Origin of the sequence: Flavobacterium frigidimaris (genome assembly GCF_002217275.1) — a bacterium.
GTDB lineage: Bacteria > Bacteroidota > Bacteroidia > Flavobacteriales > Flavobacteriaceae > Flavobacterium > Flavobacterium aquidurense.
Window position 1 is genome coordinate 1 of sequence record NZ_MUGV01000023.1, and the last position, 15,637, is coordinate 15,637.

The 15,637-nt window shown below is 35.2% G+C and carries 13 protein-coding genes; all 13 read right to left on the reverse strand.

Annotation, left to right across the window (positions count from 1 at the left end; translation table 11 throughout):
- Positions 1-2,348: pectate lyase family protein (locus B0A65_RS14240; protein ID WP_242670287.1), on the reverse strand; the 2,348-nt coding region annotated here is incomplete at its 3' end.
- A 525-nt stretch (positions 2,349-2,873) separates the two neighbouring features.
- A complete protein-coding gene (locus B0A65_RS14245) occupies positions 2,874-3,647 on the reverse strand; it encodes a Bax inhibitor-1/YccA family protein (RefSeq protein ID WP_074662528.1) in 774 nt (257 codons plus the stop codon).
- 164 nt (positions 3,648-3,811) lie between these two features.
- Entirely contained in the window at positions 3,812-5,203 is a 1,392-nt protein-coding gene (locus B0A65_RS14250) for an NADH-quinone oxidoreductase subunit N (protein WP_074662531.1), read from the reverse strand.
- Between the two features lie 63 nt (positions 5,204-5,266).
- Entirely contained in the window at positions 5,267-6,706 is a 1,440-nt protein-coding gene (locus tag B0A65_RS14255; protein WP_074662535.1) for a complex I subunit 4 family protein, read from the reverse strand.
- 10 nt (positions 6,707-6,716) lie between these two features.
- On the reverse strand, positions 6,717-8,600 hold the full coding sequence (gene nuoL, locus B0A65_RS14260) for an NADH-quinone oxidoreductase subunit L (protein WP_074662823.1): 1,884 nt from the start codon (positions 8,598-8,600) through the stop codon (positions 6,717-6,719).
- A gap of 6 nt (positions 8,601-8,606) precedes the next feature.
- Positions 8,607-8,927: an NADH-quinone oxidoreductase subunit NuoK gene (gene nuoK / locus B0A65_RS14265; RefSeq protein ID WP_026982591.1), complete on the reverse strand. Its 321-nt coding sequence runs from the start codon at positions 8,925-8,927 to the stop codon at positions 8,607-8,609.
- Positions 8,927-9,466: an NADH-quinone oxidoreductase subunit J family protein gene (locus tag B0A65_RS14270; protein WP_074662539.1), complete on the reverse strand. Its 540-nt coding sequence runs from the start codon at positions 9,464-9,466 to the stop codon at positions 8,927-8,929. Before B0A65_RS14270 ends, nuoK begins: the two co-directional genes overlap by 1 nt.
- Complete coding sequence (locus B0A65_RS14275; RefSeq protein WP_074662542.1) at positions 9,467-10,012, reverse strand: NuoI/complex I 23 kDa subunit family protein; 546 nt, start codon at positions 10,010-10,012, stop codon at positions 9,467-9,469. It lies immediately after the preceding gene.
- A gap of 161 nt (positions 10,013-10,173) precedes the next feature.
- Entirely contained in the window at positions 10,174-11,232 is a 1,059-nt protein-coding gene (gene nuoH, locus B0A65_RS14280) for an NADH-quinone oxidoreductase subunit NuoH (RefSeq protein ID WP_207556439.1), read from the reverse strand.
- Positions 11,232-12,263, reverse strand: a complete 1,032-nt coding sequence (locus tag B0A65_RS14285) for a 2Fe-2S iron-sulfur cluster-binding protein (protein ID WP_074662550.1) — start codon at positions 12,261-12,263, stop codon at positions 11,232-11,234. Before B0A65_RS14285 ends, nuoH begins: the two co-directional genes overlap by 1 nt.
- A gap of 83 nt (positions 12,264-12,346) precedes the next feature.
- Positions 12,347-13,714 carry an NADH-quinone oxidoreductase subunit NuoF gene (gene nuoF, locus B0A65_RS14290; protein ID WP_074662554.1) on the reverse strand — a complete coding sequence of 456 codons (1,368 nt, stop codon included), beginning with the start codon at positions 13,712-13,714 and terminating at the stop codon, positions 12,347-12,349.
- 1 nt (position 13,715) lies between these two features.
- Positions 13,716-14,246 carry a complex I 24 kDa subunit family protein gene (locus B0A65_RS14295; protein ID WP_074662557.1) on the reverse strand — a complete coding sequence of 177 codons (531 nt, stop codon included), beginning with the start codon at positions 14,244-14,246 and terminating at the stop codon, positions 13,716-13,718.
- Positions 14,247-14,393: 147 nt separating this feature from the next.
- Entirely contained in the window at positions 14,394-15,632 is a 1,239-nt protein-coding gene (locus B0A65_RS14300; protein ID WP_074662560.1) for an NADH-quinone oxidoreductase subunit D, read from the reverse strand.
- Between the last annotated feature and the right edge of the window lie 5 nt (positions 15,633-15,637).

A 15,637-nucleotide genomic window follows, 5' to 3' on the forward strand; every position in this document is an offset into this window, starting at 1 on the left:
GAAGCAGGCAATCCTGTTACCGTAGCATCAGTTGCATTTCCTCCCCAGGTAAAAACAATTGAGCCAATTGCAGTACCACTTGCTACTGTTTGGTTATTGTTTGAAGTAGAGGTCAAGGTTTGTGTTCCTGCTGGTGTAACCGTAATTGTTCCAGATCCTGTAGCCGGAGTTCCGGTTCCTGTAGTTGCAATTGAATAGGATAATGTTGCAGTTGGAGTTCCTGTAATTGTGATCGTTTTGGCGGTAGTGTTTTTTACAAAACTAATTCCTGAAGCAGGCAATCCTGTTACTGTAGCATCAGTTGCATTTCCTCCCCAGGTAAAAACAATTGAGCCAATTGCAGTACCACTTGCTACTGTTTGGTTATTGTTTGAAGTAGAGGTCAAGGTTTGGCTTCCTGCTGGTGTAACCGTAATTGTTCCTGAACCTGTAGCCGGAGTTCCGGTTCCTGTAGTTGCAATTGAATAGGATAATGTTGCAGTTGGAGTTCCTGTAATTGTAATTGTTTTGGCTGTAGTGTTTTTTACAAAACTAATTCCTGAAGCTGGTAAGCCTGTTACAGTAGCATCTGTAGCATCTCCACCCCAGGTAAATACAATTGAAGCAATTGCAGTTCCGCTAGTTACAGTTTGATTGTTGTTTCCAGTAGAAGTTAATGTTTGAGAACTTGTTGGCGGATTGCCTTCGCCCTGAACAGCAACTAATGTTCCTGTATAATTGGTTAATGCCGATTTAAGAGCTGCAATAACAAGTGAAGATGTATCGTCTACACTATTATCAAAAACCCATTTTAAATCTCCTCCTGAAACACGGCCGGCATACTGTGTTGTTTTTGTTTTGGCAGCGGCAGGCTGATCCACAACTAAGTTTTTTACGTACAAAGCTGCATTGGTATCAAAGTTATTATACGTGTTTGCTCCAGATTTAGATTTAACTGCACTGCTTACGGTTTCGCCTCTTGTTGTTGCCACGTATGCATCAAAATCAGTTGTTGAACTAATTTTCCCTGAGATGTTGTATAAAGGATTCGGATCATTGTAAGCAACAAAACGCATATTGTTTGTTCCATTTGAAGCATCAAAAGTGTTGTTGAACGCTTTGATAGACCCTCCATCTTCTCCAGAAAAGGTTCCCATAGTTCCGGCATTATTAACTTGATTAGCTTCATCCCAGATGTCACTTCCTTGTAAAGAAGTCATCATCGGATGTTTGCTATTTCTGTAATAGTTTCCTTCAACAAATAGCGACGAACCCAACGTGGAACCGGCACCGTATTTTGAAACACCATCATAATAATTGTTGTAAATATGAGCAGAGTAGTAGCGAACACGAGGATGACGAGAATCAGAGTGGTCAAACCAGTTATGGTGATACGTAATATATAAGCCAGTTGTGGTTCCTTCGCTTAATCCTAAAAGGCTCGCTTTTCCATTATCCCAGAAATGGTTGTATGACAAGGTAATGTATGTCGAAGCTTTATTATCTAAAGCTCCGTCGCCTTTAATTTGATCAGCGTCGCTTCCTGCATTTCCATAAAATAAATCACAGTTATGAACCCAAATATGATCGTTATCTTGTTGCATTCCAACGTTATCTCCTGCAGTACTGTTACAATTCATGAATCCAAGATTACTAACTTCTATGTTAGAAGCTGTTTTAATACGTACACCCCAGCCATTAGCTACAGCATCGGTTCCTACGCCTTCAATGGTAACATAACTTGCAGCATTATTAGCGTTCTCGATTACAACATCTCCGCCTTCCATAACGGTCATGTCCGTAATATTTCCAATTAATCTAATGATAAACGGACGAGTGTCTTTTCCTTTTTTGATGGCATACAAAATATTTTGCAGTCCAACACAAGGATTTGCACTTGCGCCAGTAATGTTCATTGAAATTGTGTTTTTGGTATTTTGTGTAATGTAAAGTATTACAGCATTGTCTTTTGGTGTTCCATCAGCTTTGTATCCTCCGGGAACACGACCTCCGTCAAAAGCGAAGCCATTACGATCTTGTGCTATAACAGTAAGATTACTTGTCGTACTTCCAGTCCCTTCAACGCCTGAAATTACAGGTTTTACTTTGACTGTGTAAGTTCCGGCTTGTAGCCCTGGGATATCAGCACGGAAATAATTTCCGTAACTTCTGATCAGTTGATCATCAATTTTTTTGTCAGTCACTCCTTGCCCGGTGTAGTAGACATTGTACGTTTGGGCACCGCTAACAGGTTGCCATTTTACAAAAGCCGACTCCAGCCAGCCGGATGCTTCATTAATTTGAACTTGTTGTGCCCAAATTTGAATAGTAATAAAAAACACAGTCAGAAAAAGTAGGTTTTTTTTCATAATTGTTTTGGTTTAAGTGGTTAAAATAGTTAAAGTGGTTTTTTGTCGATCACTTTTAATTTTAATTGTAATCGATTACACAAAAGTATATGAATTTTTTAAATTCTTAATATTTTTAGAATAAAAAAACATATAGTGTAAAAATATATATCTTGAAACTGTAATTATGTAATTAATTACACTAATTGTAACTTATTACATACAAAAAATAAAGCACGAAAAGTCTTAGTTTTACTCGGTTTTTTAAATATAACGAACAAGTCTATTTTAAAAAAAAGCTCTTTTTTTATTGAAATTTATTGAGGAGGAGAATAATTTTTATTTGAATGAAAAAGATTACTTTTTTATTTTTTAAAGCAGTGAATTTTCAGTAAAAAAGAATTAAATAGATTACTTTTTTGGAATTTTCATTTGAAAATTTAATTTGTTTTCCAGAAGCACTGTGCTAAAGAAGGAAAAAAGAATGTATAAAAAAAGCCTTTTTGAAACTCAAAAAGGCTTTTTAAAATATAGTATAAAGTAAAATTAGTCTTTACTTGATAATTTCGACAGTAATCTTAAAAATTCAACGTATAACCAAACTAAGGTGATCATTAAGCCCATAGCGCCAAACCATTCCATGAATTTTGGCATTCTTTGCTGAACTCCTTTTTCGATCTGGTCAAAATCTAAGAAAAGATTTAATGCTGCAATAATAATTACAAATACACTTATTCCAATACTCATCATACCATTGCCATAATGTACGGGAGTGAAATTAAAAATTAGAGAAGCTAACCATGAAAACAAATAGTAAGTCGCTATCGCCAGTGTAGAAGCAATAACTACAGATTTAAATTGCTCTGTAACTTTTACAATTTTAAATTTATATAAACCTAAGCAAACTAAGAAGGTTACTAAAGTTGCACTAACAGCATTAATAACGATTCCAGGATATTTAATTTCAAAAATAGCAGAGATTCCTCCAATAAATAAACCTTCAAATAAGGCATATCCTGGAGCTAAATAAGGTGAAAGCTGAGGTTTGAAAGAAGATATAACAACTAGAATTAAACCAATAATGGCACCTCCAAAAGCAGGTACGATTGGGTTCATTCCGTTAAATGCCATCCACCATGTTACCATAGCACCAGCCGTTAAAATTAAAAACAAAATAGCTGTTTTATTGATAGTACCTGACAAAGTCATTTCCTGATTGTAATCAATAATCTTTGCTTCGTGCACTTCTTCAGCTTTTGAAACAGCATTTGATGAAAAACGCTTGTCGCTTAAAAATGGATTTTTTGAATTGAAGTTCATATTTCTAATACATTTAATTGTACTCAAATATATGGAGTTTTTTTGAAGTGCAATTATTTCTCTAAAATTTTTAACATGAAATTTTCTTTGTTTTAAAAAGGCTTTAAAATAAAAAGTCCATCAAAAAAACTCTTGATGGACTTCTATTTATTTTGATGAAATTTTTACTTCAATAAATCTAAAACTAAAGACGGGAATAAACCTAAAACAATATTTAATACTATTGAAACTATCGCAACAGCATAGATAAGGAATGGTTTTCCGGTACGTTCCTGATTTGGTTCTTTAGAGTACATGGCTAAAATTAGTTTGAAATAATACCCAACACTTATAATTGAGTTGATAACAGCAACAATAACTAAAGCAATATATCCTGACTGAATGGTTTGATTAAACAAGAATAATTTAGCAAAAAAACCAGAGAAAATTGGAATACCGGCCATCGATAATAAGGAACCCGTTAAGATTGCAGCCAATAGCGGATTTGTTTTTCCTAAACCGTGAAAGTTGGTAATATCTTCGTTATCCTGATTTTTGCAAACATATAAAATAACACTAAATGCAGCAATTCCCGCTAATGCATAAGCAGCTGTGTAATATAATAAAACTCCTGCTGAAGTTGCAATTGTCAATAAAGTCATCAACATAAAACCTGCATGCGAGATTCCGGAGAATGCCAACATACGTTTTACATTTACCTGACGCAATGCCATTATATTTCCAACTGTCATAGAAGCAATAGAAATGATAACCACAATGTTTTCAAAAGTTGGTAATAAATCCTGATTTTCAAGTGATGGAATTAAATTCAATACTGAGATTAGTTTATATAATGTTGCAATCGCTACTACTTTTGCCAAAGTACTCATTAAAGCAGTTGTCAGAGCAGGTGATCCTTCGTAAACGTCCGGAGCCCAAAAGTGAAACGGAACTGCAGCTACTTTAAACAACATTCCGATTACCATTAAAACCATTCCAATAGGAAACCAGATTGGTAATTCGGCAGATAAAGAACTTTCGCTGATTTCAACAACATCAAAACTTCCCATTGCACCGTAAATCAAACAGATACCAAACAAAATAATTCCTGATGCGAAAGATCCCATCAAAAAGTATTTCATACCAGCTTCGTTACTTTTTAAATTCAAACGCTCACTTGCAGCAAGTACGTATAAAGCAATTGACAGAATTTCGATTCCTAAGAAAAACATTGCTAAGTTTCCAAAAGAAACCATTGCAACTCCTCCAGCTAATAAAAATACTTTTATAGCAACAAAATCTGAAATTTTGGTTGGATGGTTTTCGTAGAAATTATGACTTAATGCAACCAGGAAAATGGTCAGGATAATGAACAATGATGAGAACGCAGTAGAGAATTTACTCACTGTGATCATATTGTTGTAGTAACTTTCTGTTGATCCAAATTCAGAAAAATTAAGTGCCAACACACCCAATAAACCCAAAATGGTAATGGGAACAATGGCTTTTCTTAAATTAAGAATTTCAAATAATAGGCAGAAAATACCCAATCCTGTTATAGCTATTAATGTATTCATTTTTGCTTTTTTGATTTAGGAAATCCAAACTACAGATGTCCTAATTTATTTTTATTTAAAATATTAATTTTTATTGATAACGCTCAAAATTGTTTCTAAACTTGGTGTAATCAAATCTGTAATTGGTTTTGGATAAAATCCGAAGAAAATTAAAACAGCAATAATTACTACTAATGAAATTCCTTCATTAACAGATACATCTGCAAAAGTTTTCGAATTGGTTTCTCCTAACATTACACCTTGAAACATCTTTAGCATATAATAAGCTCCTAAAATAATAGTTGTTCCACCCAGAACGGCGAACCAAATATTGATTTGTGAAAGACTATACAAAACCGTAAATTCTCCAACGAAGTTAAAAGTACTTGGCAAAGCCACAGAGGCTAAAACCAAAATTAAAAACATAGAAGTGAATTTTGGCGATTGCGTACGGATACCACCCATTTCTGAAATGTTTCTTGTTTGAAATCTTCTGTAAATAATTTCTGCAGCATAGAATAATCCAACTACAACAAAACCGTGGGCGATCATTTGTAAAACGGCTCCACGTAAACCATCAACAGTTAGTGTGTAAGTTCCCGCAGCAATTAATCCAACGTGAGCAAGAGAAGAATAAGCCAATAATTTTTTTAAATCTTTTTGTCTCAATGCAACGATTGAACCGTAGATTACACCTGCAATTCCTAAAGCGATGAAAATATTCATGTATTCTTTTGCAGCAAGAGGTGCAATTGGCAATTGCCAACGAATTACACTATACAATCCCATTTTTAGCATGATACCAGATAAAAGCATAGTTCCAACTGTGGGCGCTTTTTGGTAAACATTAGCCTGCCAGGTATGAAAAGGAATAATTGGAATTTTAATTGCGTAAGCTAAAAAGAAAGCTAAGAATATCCAAAGCTGCTCATTAGCAGATAAGTTTACTTTGTATAAATCGTCGATTAAGAAACTTCCTGCCTTTTGGTATAGGTAAATGAAAGCTACTAACATGAACAATGAACCGGCAAGTGTATAAATAAAGAATTTAATCACTGCTTTTCTGCGCTCTTCAGCATCTCCATTACCCCAAATAAGTGCAATAAAGTAAATCGGAATTAAAGCTAATTCCCAGAAAATATAATATAAAAGACCATCTGCCGCCAGAAAAGTTCCTGTCATTGCAAAAGCCATAAATAAGATTAAAGCATAAAAGCCTTTTGCATTTTTATATTCATTCCCAAAAGAAGAGAATATAATAATTGGCGTTAAAGCTACCGTTAGTAAAAGCATAGCAATTGCCAATCCATCAGCATTTAAAGCAAATGAAATTTTAGGTTGTGTAATCCACGCATTAATTACGCTGATGTTTTCACCAGCACAAAAATGGTTTAACAAGACAACCGAACAGCCCAAAGCTGCCAAACTAAAGAACAAAGCTACTTTTGATGCTAGTTTATCACCAACAAAATAAGTGACAAATGCACCAATTAAAAGAATAATTAATATAAGAGAAACGTTCATAGTTATAAAATTATTGAGCTAAAAATATATAGGAAATAATGGCACAAAGACCCAAAACAAAAGCAAATAGATATAATCCGATACTTCCGTTTTGTAATTTTTTACCTTGAAAAGCCAGTTCATTAGTTACTTTACCTAATCCGAAAACAACTGCTGATAAACCAGTTTCAACATAGTCTCTAAAGAATTTTGACAATCCGTTTATTGAGCGTACAAATAGGACATCGTAAATTTCGTCTACATAATATTTGTAGTATAAAACCTTGGTTAAACCAGTGATGTTTTCATCTGATTCAGGAACATTATCTTGTTTGAAATATTTAATATAAGCAATCAAGATACCGATCAATCCACCTAAAACAGCAACTCCCATAAGAGTATATTCTGTTGTACCTAAATGGTGTTCTTCTCCCGCCACTTTTGTAAAAAGTGGAGCCAAGTATTCATTTAACCAGCTATTTCCAGGAAGACTGATTAGACCTCCAAAAGTTGCCAAAATGGCTAAAATGATTAAGGGAAAAGTAATTAATCCATCACTTTCATGTAAATGATGTTTTTGCTCTTCAGTTCCTCTAAAATCTTTAAAGAAAGTAAGGAACATCAATCTGAACATGTAAAATGCTGTCATGATTGAAGCAACAGAGCCAATAACATATAATGGAATACTATGGTGGAAAGCCGTTAATAAAATTTCATCTTTAGAGAAGAAACCAGAGAAAAACGGTACACCTGAAATTGCTAATGATGAAATCAACATCGTCCAGAAAGTGACTGGCATTGCTTTACGCAAACCACCCATTTTGCGCATATCTTGTTCGCCATGTAATCCGTGAATTAGAGATCCTGATCCTAAGAACAAACAAGCTTTGAAGAAAGCGTGCGTGATTACGTGAAAAACGGCTACTTCATAAGCGCCAAAACCTAACGCTAAAAACATTAGACCTAATTGAGAAACAGTAGAGTAGGCCAGCACTTTTTTAATATCTGTCTGTACCAGACCAATTGTTGCTGCTACTAATGAAGTCACAGCTCCAATAATCGCAATTACAGTCTGAACGTCTGGAGCTAAATCAAATACAAAGTTTAGTCTTGTTACCATAAAGATACCAGCGGTAACCATTGTTGCTGCGTGAATCAATGCAGAAACCGGAGTCGGTCCAGCCATCGCATCAGGTAACCAGGTATATAATGGAATTTGTGCTGATTTACCACAAGCTCCAATAAACAGACATAAAGCGGCTAACGAAAGCAAAGGTATGTTAAGGTTTGTTGCTCCGGCGATCGCTGTTTTTAAAGTTGCATAATCTAAAGTGGAGAACATTGAACCAATAATGAACATTCCGATTAGCAAACCTAAATCTCCAATTCTGTTCATGATGAACGCTTTTTTCGCAGCATCATTGTAATCCTGGTTTTTATGCCAGAATCCAATTAATAAGTACGAACAAAGTCCAACACCTTCCCAACCAATAAACAATACTAATAAGTTACTTCCAATTACAAGTGTAATCATGAAGAATACGAACAGATTTAAATACGCAAAAAACTTATGCATATTCTCATCGTCATGCATGTAGCTGATCGAGTATAAGTGAATCAATGATCCAATACCGGTTACAAAGAGCAACCAAAGAACAGATAATTGATCTAATAAAAATCCTAAATCAATATGAAGATTACTGATCTGGATCCAGTCAAATAAAGTTACCTGAATGGCTTTTCCAGTTGAAGTAATTTGATTAAAAAGTATAAGAGTAACCACAAAAGAGACTGCTACGGCAACTGTTCCGATAATACCCGAAACTGTTTTTCCTAAGCTTTTCCCGAAAAAAACATTGATTAAAAATCCTAAAAAAGGAGATAAAACTAAGACTAAAGCTAAATTGGTATCCATTTCCATTTATCCTTTTAAATTTTTTAAATTATCGATACTAATTGAGCCTAAATTTCTAAAAATAGAAACCAAAATGGCCAATCCTACCGCAACTTCTGCTGCAGCAACTGCCATCGAAAAGAACACAAAAACTTGTCCTTGTGCATCTTGATGATACGTTGAAAAAGCAACAAATAAAAGGTTAACTGCATTCAACATGATTTCGATAGACATGAAAACGATAATAGCATTTCGTCTGTACAATACACCAAAAACACCAATACAAAAAAGTACAACACTTAAAAAGATGTAGTTTTCAATACCTATTTGATTTAATATATTACCCATTATTTATTTAATTTTTCTTTTTTAGACAATAATACTGTTCCAATCATGGCTACTAAAAGCAAAATCGAAGCAAATTCAAACGGAACCATATACTCGTTCAATAATATTTTACCCAATACTTTTATAGATTGAAAATCTTCTCCAGTTGAATCGTATTCTCCAACAATCGGTTTAGAATTGATGAAAATTGCAATCAATACAATGCAAATCAAACAAAAAGAAACAATAGCGCCCAAACGAGTAATTCTAGGTCTGTGCACCTGATGGCGTTCGTTTAGATTCATTAACATAATCGTAAACAGAAACAAAATCATAATCGCCCCGGAGTAGACTATTATATGTACGATAGCCAAAAATTGAGAGTTTAATAATAAATAATGACCAGCAATTGAAAAGAAACAGATCACTAAATAAATAGCACTGTGAATTGGATTTCTACTAAAAATGGTCAAAAATGCGGTCATCACCGTAATAAACGCTAAGAAACAAAATATAATTTGTACAGTTGTTGCGTGTGCAAAATCAGGAATATGTATCATTTAGTTAGCATTATTAAGTTGAGCATTTTTGATCGCCACGTCAAGAGGCATAACTAATCTGTCTTTTCCAAAAATGAAATCTTCTCTTTCATAACTAGAAGGAACCAAAACTTTTGAAGTTGTCAAATAAATGGCATCTTTCGGACAAGCTTCTTCACAAAGACCACAGAAAATACATCTTAACATGTTGATTTCATAAATCGAAGCGTATTTTTCTTCTCTGTATAAATGTTTTTCATCTGGTTTGCGTTCAGCAGCTTTCATAGTGATTGCTTCAGCAGGACATGATAAGGCACATAATCCACAAGCTGTACAGTTTTCACGACCTTGCTCATCGCGTTTCAACTGGTGTTGACCACGATAAACCGGACTCATTTCACGTACTTGTTCTGGGTAATGAATGGTTACTTTTTTTCTGAAAAGGTGTTTAAGTGTAATAAACAATCCTTTCACAATCGCCACAAGATACAATCGCTCCCAAAAAGTCATCTCTTTGTTTGAGACCATCTTTTTTCTACCCGATAATGATATAGTTTCTATTGACATTTTTTACTGTATGATTTACGATTCATAATTTGACGGTTAAATCAAATCCAAAATCTGTTTTATTTTTAATTTGTAGCTAATCCCGCTATCCGCTTGTATCTTTTATGGTGAACCCCACCATAAAAGGATACCGCTTCTATCGGGGCTAGGGCACTCAGGTATTAAAATCCTAAGTAGGCTGCGATATCATGTCTTAAAATTACAGCCCCTGTAATCATGATATTAACGATTGAAAGCGGAATCAAAATTTTCCAGCCTAAATTCATTAATTGGTCATATCTAAATCTTGGAATCGTCCAACGTACCCACATATAGAAAAAGATCCAGAAACATATTTTGGCAAATAAAACCGCAATTCCTAAAACGTTAGCTACATTAACTCCAACATTTTCTACCATCCATTGCATTCCCGGATAATTATATCCTCCAAAGAATAATACAGAAATAATAGTTGCTGAGATAAACATATTAGCATACTCGGCAAACAAATAGAATCCCATTTTCATGGATGAATATTCAGTATGATAACCTCCAATCAATTCAGACTCACATTCTGCTAAATCGAAAGGTGTTCTGTTTGTTTCTGCGAAAGCACAAATCAGGAAAATTAAGAAGGATAATGGCTGATAAAAAACATTCCAGTTCATTCCTGCTTGTTGCTCAGAAATTTCTTTTAAGCTTAAAGTTCCGGTCATCATCAATAAGGCAATCATTGACAATCCCATAGCAACTTCATAAGAAACCATTTGTGAAGCCGCACGAACTGCTCCCATCAAGGAAAATTTATTGTTTGACGCCCATCCACCAATCATGATTCCGTAAACGCCAACAGAAATTACTCCGAAAACATATAATAAAGCAATATTTACATCTGTCGCCTGCAAAAGAACATCGCGTCCAAAAACGTGCAATCTGTCTCCCCACGGAATAACAGCGCTGGTCATCAAAGCAGTACTCATGGCAATTGCCGGACCAACAACGAATAAAAATTTATTTGGCGTGTTTGGTTCAAATTCTTCTTTTGAGAATAATTTCATACCGTCAGCAAGTGGTTGTAATAAACCTCCCCATCCGGCACGGTTTGGTCCTACACGATCCTGAAGAAAAGCCGCAACTTTACGTTCAGCCCAGGTAGAATACATCGCCATAATCATTGTTATAGCAAAGACCACCACAATTACAACACTTTTCTCTATAATAAACGTACCATCTACCATCATTAAGAAATTTTGTTGTTAGTGTTTAATGGAATTTCAGCCATACTAATTTTTTTACGGTCAATATCTCTACCCATAAGGATAGTTTTTTCAGTATCAATTTCTACTTTCTCTAATTTTTGAGTGTAGTTATTTTGGTTGATAACAGAATCTTTTTCAAATTCTCTTGGTCCTTCAATAACCCAGTCATTTACATTTTTGTGATCAAAACGACAAGAGTTGCAGATGAACTCTTCAACTTCATGGTACTCATCTTTACGACCTGTTACACGTTGAATTTCACCACCAAACATCCAAACTGTAGTTTTTCCACAACATCCCGGAGTTGTACATTCTCTGTGTGCATTGTAAGGTTTGTTGAACCAAACTCTTGATTTGAAACGGAAAGTTTTATCAGTTAATGCTCCAACCGGGCATACATCGATCATATTTCCAGAGAATTCATTGTCGATAGCTTTTGAGATTCCTGTTGAAATATTAGCGTGATCTCCACGATCTAATACTCCGTGAACTCTGTTGTCTGTTAATTGATCTGCAACTTGTACACATCTTTGACATAAGATACAACGGTTCATATGTAGTTGAATATTTGGACCAATATCTTCTGGTTCAAATGTTCTTTTTTCTTCAATAAAACGCGACTTCGGATTTCCGTGCTCAAAACTTAAGTTTTGCAAATCACATTCTCCAGCCTGATCACAAACTGGGCAATCAAGTGGGTGATTGATTAATAAAAATTCTGTTACAGATTTACGGGCTTCCGTTACTCTGTCAGAAGATTTACTGTTTACTTCCATTCCGTCCATACATCCTGTTACACAAGATGCCATTAATTTCGGCATTGGTCTTGGGTCAGCTTCACTACCTTTAGCAACTTCAACTAAACAACAACGACACTTTCCGCCGCTGCCTTTTAATTTTGAGTAATAGCACATGGCTGGCGGTACCAAATCTCCACCAATCATACGTGCAGCCTGCAGGATCGTTGTTCCTGGCTCTACGTCTATACTTTGACCGTCTATGGTTACTTTCATCTCTTAATTTTGTTTTTTTAGTTTCAGGTTTCACGTTTCAGGTTTTCACTTGAAACTAAAAAAACTTGAAACTTGAAACTTTTTTATACTGTTAATTTGCCTACCAAATGTTTCACTTGCGAGAAAGGTTCAGCAACAAAATGCTCTCTGTTTTTAATTTTTTCAGGGAAACGAACGTGGTATTCAAATTCATCTCTAAAGTGACGGATCGCTGCTGCTACTGGCCAGGAAGCGGCGTCTCCAAGCGGGCAAATAGTGTTACCTTCAATTTTACTTTGAATACTCCACAATAATTCGATATCTTCTTCACGGCCCTGACCGTTTTCAATTCTCCACAAGATTTTTTCTAACCAACCTGTTCCTTCACGGCAAGGCGTACATTGCCCGCAAGATTCGTGGTGGTAAAAACGTGCAAAATTCCAAGTGTTTCTTACTACACAAGCAGTATCATTATAAACGATAAATCCTCCAGAACCTAACATTGATCCGGTAGCAAAACCACCATCACTTAAAGATTCATAAGTCATTAATCTGTCTTCGCCATTTGCTGTTTTGAAAATCAATTCAGCCGGTAAAATTGGCACTGAAGATCCTCCGGGAACAAATGCTTTCAAAGGTCTGCTAGAAGACATTCCACCTAAATACTCATCAGAATTCATGAATTCATCAACACTTAATCCTAATTCAATTTCGTAAACTCCCGGATTTTTAATGTGTCCTGAAGCAGAAATTAATTTAGTTCCGGTTGAACGTCCAATTCCGATTTTTGCATAATCATCTCCAGAGTTGTTGATGATCCAGGGCACAGTTGCAATAGTTTCAACATTGTTTACTACTGTTGGATTAGCCCAAAGTCCAGAAACCGCTGGGAAAGGTGGTTTAATACGAGGGTTTCCTCTTTTACCTTCCAAAGATTCTATAAGTGCAGTTTCTTCACCACAAATATAAGCTCCGGCTCCACAGTGAACGTAAAGTTCTAAATCGTAACCTGTTCCTAATATATTTTTCCCTAACCAACCAGCAGCTTTAGCCTCGGCGATTGCTCTTTCTAAAATTTTGTAAACCCACATATATTCTCCACGAATGTAGATATACGAAAGGTTAGCACCCAAGGCAAAACTAGAAGTAATCATTCCTTCGATCAATAAATGAGGGATAAATTCCATCAAATAACGATCTTTGAAAGTTCCTGGTTCAGACTCGTCGGCATTGCAAACTAAGTGTCTTGGTTTACCTGATTTTTTATCAATAAAACTCCATTTCATTCCGGCAGGGAAACCCGCACCACCACGGCCACGAAGTCCTGATTTTTTTACTTCTTCAACAACTTCGTCTGGCGTAAGTGTTTTTAAAGCTTTTTCTACAGAAGCATAACCACCATTTTGGCGATATACTTCGTAGGTTTTAATACCCGGAACATTGATTTTATCTAATAATATTTTCTGTGACATCTTATTTATCGTGTAATATTATTTTATCATCTCTACAATCAGCGATTAACTGATCGATTTTTTCTTCTGTCAATTTTTCTTTGTAGAAATCACCAAGCTGCAGCATCGGAGCATATCCGCAAGCACCTAAACATTCTACTCCGGCAATAGTAAACATTCCGTCTGGAGTTGTTTCTCCCATTTTAATGCCTAATTTTTCAGAAGTATAATCCATTAAATTTTCAGCACCATTTAAACAACAACAAGAAGTCTGGCAGAATTCGAACATGTATTTTCCAATTGGTTTTTGGTTGTACATGGTGTAAAAAGTAACCACTTCATAAACCTCAATTGGTTTGATGTGCAAAATTTCAGCAACTTTATCCTGCAACTCAGTACTCAACCAGTTATCATGCGCATCCTGCACTTCATGCAAAACAGGCAACAAAGCTGATTTTCTTTTGTCTTCAGGATAATGACTGATCAATTCATTGATGCGAGTCATCAATGCTTCAGTCATGTTTATTTCTTGTTTGTAATGTTTACGTTCCATTTTTATTTTAGATTTTAGATTTTAGATTTTAGATTTTTCAATCTTTGTCCTTAATCCATATTCTGCAATCTCTTTTATTTTAGATTTTAGATTTATTATTTTTAGATTTTTCAATCTACATTCTAAAATCTAAAATCAACAATTTTTTTAGGCGTCTAATTCTCCTGCAATAACATTTAAACTTGAAAGGATAACAATTGCATCTGATAATAAAGCGCCTTTAATCATTTCTGGATATGCTTGATAGTAAATAAAGCAAGGTCGTCTGAAATGTAATCTATATGGAGTTCTGCTTCCGTCTGTAACTAAGTAAAATCCTAATTCTCCGTTTCCTCCTTCAACAGGATGGTAAATTTCTGCAACTGGTACAGGAACTTCTCCCATTACAATCTTAAAGTGATAAATTAAAGATTCCATTGAAGTGTAAACATCTTCTTTAGGAGGGAGGTAATAATCAGGAACTTCTGCGTGATATTCATTTCCGGCTGGCATTTTGTCTAAAGCCTGACGAATGATGCTTAAACTTTCGCGAACTTCAGCATTACGAACACAGAAACGATCGTATGTATCACCTGATTTTCCAACCGGAACAATAAAATCGAAATCTTCGTAAGAAGAATAAGGTTGTGCAACACGAACGTCGTAATCAACTCCGGCAGCACGTAAATTAGGACCTGTAAATCCGTAAGCCATGGCTTGCTCTGCTGAGATTGCACCAACGTTTACAGTTCTGTCAAGGAAAATTCTGTTTCTTTCGAATAAGTTTTCAAATTCTTGCCAGGCGACAGGAAAATCTCTTAAAAACACATCTAATTTGCGGAAAGCTTCTGGCGACCAGTCTCTTTCGAAACCACCAATTCTTCCCATATTTGTTGTTAAACGAGCACCACAAATTTCTTCGTAGATCTCGTAAACTTTTTCTCTAAATTGAAAAACGTATAAGAAACCAGTATAGGCACCAGTATCTACACCCAAAATTGAGTTACAGATTAAGTGATCTGTAATACGGGCTAATTCCATTACGATTACTCTTAAATATTGCGCTCTTTTAGGAACTTCAATATTTAACAATTTTTCTAAAGTCATCCACCATCCCATATTATTAATAGGAGAGGAGCAATAGTTCATACGGTCTGTAAGAGGCGTAATTTGATAGAAAGGACGATTTTCGGCAATTTTTTCGAATGCTCTGTGGATATAACCAATAGTTGGTTCAGCCTCAAGAATTCTCTCTCCATCCATCAATAAGATATTTTGAAAGATACCGTGTGTCGCTGGGTGTGTTGGACCTAAATTCAGTACAGAAAGTTCACTTCCGTCGTCGTTTAGTTTCTCCTGTATTATTTTAGCATATCGATGCTCTGGTGGTAATAATAGTTCTGACATTTTAT